This window comes from Serratia sp. Ag1 (genome assembly GCF_000743355.1).
Classification (GTDB): Bacteria; Pseudomonadota; Gammaproteobacteria; order Enterobacterales; family Enterobacteriaceae; genus Chania.
Map to the genome: position 1 here is coordinate 1 of NZ_JQEI01000072.1, position 2,258 is coordinate 2,258.

The window sequence follows — 2,258 nt, forward strand, 5'->3', positions numbered from 1 at the left end:
AGGGTCGGTTTCAGTGACCAGGTGCCGTCCGCCTGTACCAGCGCAGTACCGATCACGGTGGTGCCGTTGTACACCGTAATGGTGTTACCGGCTTCCGCCCCGGTGCCCTTGATGGTCGGACGGTTGTCGTCGGTGGTACCACCGGCAACCACGTTGCCCTTCTGTTCACCCACCTGGTCGTCTACCCCGGTGATCGCCACTTTGCTGGCATCCGGTGCGGTAAAGTCCAGTGTCAGGGTAAAGGTGTTCGCCGGATCGCTGACGTTACCCGCCTTGTCCGTCGCCGTCACCGTAAAGCGGTGCTCACCTTCCGACAACTTCTCGGTAGGGGTGAAGCTCCACTGGCCACTGGCGTTGGTCTGTACCGAACCCAGCAACCCGTTCTGATCATAGATCTTCACGATGCTGTTGGCTTCTGCACGGCCTGCCAGCGTTGGCGTCGGGTCATCTGTCGCACTGCCGCTCTGCATATTCTGCGGCTGTACGCTGCCCACATCGTCCGCAGCCGAGTCGATAAACGGCGCAGTCGGGGCCACCGAGTCTACGGTAAACGCCCAGCTACCGCTGGTGCTGACGCCGCCCGCTGGCTCTTTGGCGCTGGCGCTCAGGCTGTGTGCGCCCTGGCCCAGGTCGACCGCAGGTGTAAAGCTCCAGTTGCCGTTGCTGTCTGCGGTCACACTGCCCAGCACGGTGGTGCCGTCGCTGACCGTGACCACGCTGTTGGCCTTCGCCGTGCCGTTCAGCGTCGGACGGGTATCGTCCGTCACGCCGTTCTGCGCGATGGTACCCTGGATATCACCCACGTCATCCACCAGGCCGGTCAGTTGGACCTGACCTTTGATCGCATCCACCGTCACCGCCAGGTGTTCCCCTTCGCCGCTGGTGTTGCCCGCCGCGTCGGTCACCGTGGTGGTGAAGTCGTGTGCCCCGTTGTCCAGTGGGGTGCTTGGCGTGAAGGTCCAGTTGCCGTTGGCATCGGTGGTGGTGCTGCCGATCACCTTGCCATTGTCCAGCACGTTGACCACGCTGCCGACTTCCGCCTTGCCGCTGAAGGTTGGCGTATTGTCATCGGTGGTGCTGCCCGCGCTCAGTGGGCCCTGTACATCGCCGTAGTCATCGGTGACCACCAGACCGGTTACCGGAGCCGGTGGCAGAGTATCAATCACGATACCGAAGTCACCGGTACTTGGGCTGGTCTGGCCGATGCTGTCGGTGACCGACGCCGTCAGGTTATGGCTGCCGTCTTTCAACGCCGTGTCCGGCGTCAGGCTCCAGTTACCGTTGTTGTCCACCTTGACGCTGCCGATCGCCGTGCCGTTGTCGAACACCGTCACGGTGCCGCCCGGCAATGCCGTCCCTTTCAGGGTCGGGGTGTTGTCATTGGTGACGTCCCCTTTCTGCAATGGACCGGTATGCGGTTCGACATTGTCTTCCACCGTCCCGATCACCGGGGCTGCGGGTGCCTGGGTGCTGACCGTAAAGCCATACTCCGGCGATGCCACGGTGGTATTGCCCACCCCATCGCTTTCCTTGGCGGTCAGGGTCACCAGACCGTCGGCCAGTGGCAGGGTCGGTTTCAGTGACCAGGTGCCGTCCGCCTGTACCAGCGCAGTACCGATCACGGTGGTGCCGTTGTACACCGTAATGGTGTTACCGGCTTCCGCCCCGGTGCCCTTGATGGTCGGACGGTTGTCGTCGGTGGTACTACCAACAGCCACATTGCCTTTGATTGCGCCTACTGCGTCGTCCACCCCGGTGATGGCCACTTTGCTGGCATCCGGTGCGGTAAAGTCCAGCGTCAGGGTAAAGGTGTTGGACGGATCGCTGACGTTACCCGCCTTGTCCGTCGCCGTCACCGTGAAGCGGTGCTCGCCTTCCGACAATTTGCTGGTCGGTGTAAAGCTCCACTGCCCATCAGCGTTGGTCTGTGCCGAGCCCAGCAACCCGTTCTGGTCGTAGACCTTCACGATGCTGTTGGCTTCTGCACGGCCTGCCAGCGTTGGCGTCGGATCGTCTGTCGCACTGCCGCTCTGCATGTTCTGCGGCTGTACGCTACCCACATCGTCCGCAGCCGAGTCAATAAACGGCGCGTTCGGGGCCACCGAGTCCACGGTAAACGCCCAGCTACCGCTGGTGCTGACACCGCCCGCTGGCTCTTTGGCGCTGGCGCTCAGGCTGTGTGCGCCCTGGCCCAGATCGGTACTTGGCGTAAAGCTCCAGTTGCCGTTGCTGTCCGCGGTCACACTGCCCAGCACATT

At 62.8% G+C, this 2,258-nt stretch carries 1 protein-coding gene; it reads right to left on the bottom strand.

Annotated features, from left to right (window positions below; translation table 11 throughout):
* Positions 1 to 2,258, bottom strand: a 2,258-nt coding sequence (locus IV04_RS23830) for an Ig-like domain-containing protein (RefSeq protein WP_037441649.1), incomplete at both ends; no start/stop codon positions are given.